This is a genomic window from Staphylococcus sp. SUC_1.2 (assembly GCF_026222585.1).
Genome location: NZ_JANJPM010000067.1, coordinates 1 through 3,075 on the forward strand (window position 1 = coordinate 1; position 3,075 = coordinate 3,075).

Below are 3,075 nucleotides of genomic sequence, written 5' to 3' on the forward strand. Positions count from 1 at the left end.
TTACTATTTTAGTTATTCCTTCTTCATCGAAAGTAAGTGTTGTTTTAATTCATCTTCTAAGCCAACAAGTTCTTTCTCAGCTTCTTTACGTTTTTGACGACCATTTTGTTGGATTTGAAGTGTTTGTTCAATTGTTTCAATAATATCACTTTGCGTTGTTTTAAGTGTTTCAATGTCTACAATGCCACGCTCATTTTCCGTAGCAGTTTCAATAGCATTTTGTTTTAACATAGCCGCATTCTGAGTAAGTAAATCATTGGTTGTATCTGTTACAGCACGTTGCGCAGACACTGCATTACGCTGTCTCATTAACGTAAGGGCAATTGCCATTTGATTTTTCCAAAGTGGAATACTTGTAAGTATAGAACTTTGAATTTTCTCAGCCAACGCTTGATTAACATTTTGGATCATTCGAATTTGTGGTGCAGTTTGTATAGCAATTTGACGAGACAATTGTAAATCATAGATACGTTTATCTAAACGATCAACAAATTGTTCCATATCCGCTACGGCTTGTATATCCATTTGATTACCAGTTTGATTGGCATGTTCTTGTAATTTTGGAATGTCGTTCGTTTGTATTTCGTGTTTTCTTCTTTTAGCGGCGGCGATATATAAATTAACATCATCAAAGTAATCTTTATTTTGTTGATATAATCCGTCTAATAATTTGATATCTTTTGATAGATTATTTTTATGTCTATCAAGCTGAATTGTAATTCTATCAATCTGGGAACTTACTGATTGCATCCTAGAAAATACTTCATTAATTGAAGCTTTTGTACGTTTAAAAAAGCGCTTAAGTTTTGATTGTTTCTCTGGATTTAACTCATCAGGATTTACAGCTTTTAACTTAGTCATTAATTGATTAAGTGAATCTCCAACAGGTCCAATATCTTTCGTCTGCACTTCATCCAACATTTTATGTGAGAATTTAGACATATTTTCTTGCAAATGTGAGCCATATGATAATAGACCATCATTGTCTAAAGGTTTAATTTGTTGACTAATACTTTCAATTTTTTGCATTTCTTTATCACTGAATTGTTGCTGAAAATCATCTAAAACTGTATTTTGATTCGCTAGACTGACATTACTATTATTATCTAGGTTATTTAGTTGCTGTTGTTCTATATAATCATCTAATGGATGTGAGTTGTTAAATTGATCATTTCGAGGCATTTAAAAAATCGCTCCATTTCTATATTCTAGTTATCTTTATGACGTTTTTGTTCTAATTTATTAAGTTCCATTTCAACATCTAGACGCTCATAATCATCTTCATTGATTCTCTTCAAATCAGCAATCAACGTACGTTTAACTTCATCTAAAGTTATACGAGTTTGTTCTAATTTTTGCTTTTCTTCAATCGTTTTTTTTGGCATTTTTGCTAATCGAGTATACGACTCTATTAAATTTAGCGCATTATCTATATGCGAATAAAAGAAACTCTCTACTTTAAAAAACATTGCTGGCCTTTGTTTAACAGCAAAATGAATTGATTTTGAAATTCTATATATATCATTGATTTGTCTGAAATCTTGAATAGATCTTACATTGACAAATGATTTTAATATTGTTCTAATCTTATCTTGCGCTTGCTTTAAATGGTTGCTTACGTAATGATAGTCTCTTCGTGAAAGACCAATTTCGGTTAAATACTTCCTAGACGTGAGTCGTTGAGTAGGAAAGTAGGACACAAAAAACATCCCAATACCAACCAAAGCATCAATAATAAATGAGAGATCAAAGCCAAATACGCTGACCATCCAAGATATCATAGCTACTGGAATCCCTACAATTACGCCTAAAAGTCGAGAAATATTATATCTCAAATTACATCTTCCTTTTTATATTTAAATCGATTTAAAATCAGAAAAATCTTCACTCACATTAGTATCTTCAAGCTCATAGTGTGTAACATGTGAAGCAGGTGATGCACCTTCAGTCACAGCATTAATAAACTGTTCGAGGTCATCGTCATTACCTATTGCATATATTTCAACATAATCATCTACATTCTGGACAGTGCCTAGAATATTATACTTATTCGCTAATCTTTGTGTATAATATCGAAAGCCTACACCTTGAACTGTCCCAAACACTTGTAAATGCTTTTGCTTCATAGTATCACTCCTTATATATATTATACGAAGTTTTATACTAAAAAACTAATATTTACTATGGAATAAACAGGCTATCGGACAAAAGTATGAGACATTATATTTTTAATTCAGATATAAAATAGTTAAAATGATTATTATAGGCTAATTGAGAGGGGAAATATACATGTGGACAGTTGCCAAAATTAGAGCTGACTATGAGGGATGGTGGTTATTTAGTGACTGGACAGATAAAATTATAGAGCAATATCAATTTACTTCATATGATGAAATGCTAAACTACTACAAAAATATAATTTCAAAAAGTAAAGATTATTACGATAATTATGTTGTTGGAAAATACAATATTCATGCGTTTTATAACAATTGCGATTTAAACTTTTGTGAAGATTGTGAAGAAGATTTACAAATATTTTATAGTTTTATTGTATTAAATAATAAAGAAGTATATTATAATCTACCAAAAATTAATTAAAAGACAATTTTCTATAATTGTATTGCAATTTGGTAAGAACTAACATATAATTATTATTAAGCAATGGTTTTATTCCATATTGCAAAGAATATCTGTAAGAGTTATTTATAGCGTTTTGTTATTAATACATAATTGTCACATGTATTTTTTGTAATATGCGAATAATGCATATTGAAAGAATTTAGTCTTGGAGGTTTCAGAATTATGAAACAAGGTACAGTTAAATGGTTTAACGCTGAAAAAGGTTTTGGTTTTATCGAAGTTGAAGGTGAAAACGACGTATTCGTACACTTTTCAGCAATTAACCAAGATGGTTACAAATCATTAGAAGAAGGTCAATCAGTTGAATTTGAAGTAGTTGAAGGCGACCGCGGTCCTCAAGCTGCAAACGTTGTAAAACTATAATAAATAGATTGTAAAATATTGACTTTAGTAACACCTTACCAAGATGTAAGGTGTTTTTTATTTTGGCTCTAT

At 30.3% G+C, this 3,075-nt stretch carries 5 protein-coding genes; 2 read left to right on the top strand and 3 right to left on the bottom strand.

The annotated features are described in order from the left end of the window. Positions 1-12 precede the first annotated feature (12 nt). Genes NR218_RS12540 through NR218_RS12550 form a run of 3 tightly spaced genes read right to left on the bottom strand, consistent with a single transcriptional unit; the run spans position 13 to position 2,126 of the window. On the bottom strand, positions 13-1,182 hold the full coding sequence (locus tag NR218_RS12540) for a toxic anion resistance protein (protein ID WP_011275798.1): 1,170 nt from the start codon (positions 1,180-1,182) through the stop codon (positions 13-15). Between the two features lie 26 nt (positions 1,183-1,208). After that, positions 1,209-1,835, bottom strand: a complete 627-nt coding sequence (locus NR218_RS12545) for a 5-bromo-4-chloroindolyl phosphate hydrolysis family protein (protein ID WP_011275799.1) — start codon at positions 1,833-1,835, stop codon at positions 1,209-1,211. Between the two features lie 21 nt (positions 1,836-1,856). Further along, positions 1,857-2,126, bottom strand: a complete 270-nt coding sequence (locus NR218_RS12550; protein ID WP_011275800.1) for an acylphosphatase — start codon at positions 2,124-2,126, stop codon at positions 1,857-1,859. A 163-nt stretch (positions 2,127-2,289) separates the two neighbouring features. On the opposite strand from NR218_RS12550, the gene msaA reads away from it, so the two are divergent. Together msaA and cspA are read left to right on the top strand one after the other, a co-directional pair. Beyond that, entirely contained in the window at positions 2,290-2,598 is a 309-nt protein-coding gene (msaA, locus tag NR218_RS12555; protein ID WP_011275801.1) for a regulatory protein MsaA, read from the top strand. A 204-nt stretch (positions 2,599-2,802) separates the two neighbouring features. After that, positions 2,803-3,003 carry a cold shock protein CspA gene (gene cspA / locus NR218_RS12560; protein WP_002433901.1) on the top strand — a complete coding sequence of 67 codons (201 nt, stop codon included), beginning with the start codon at positions 2,803-2,805 and terminating at the stop codon, positions 3,001-3,003. The last annotated feature ends 72 nt before the right edge of the window (positions 3,004-3,075 follow it).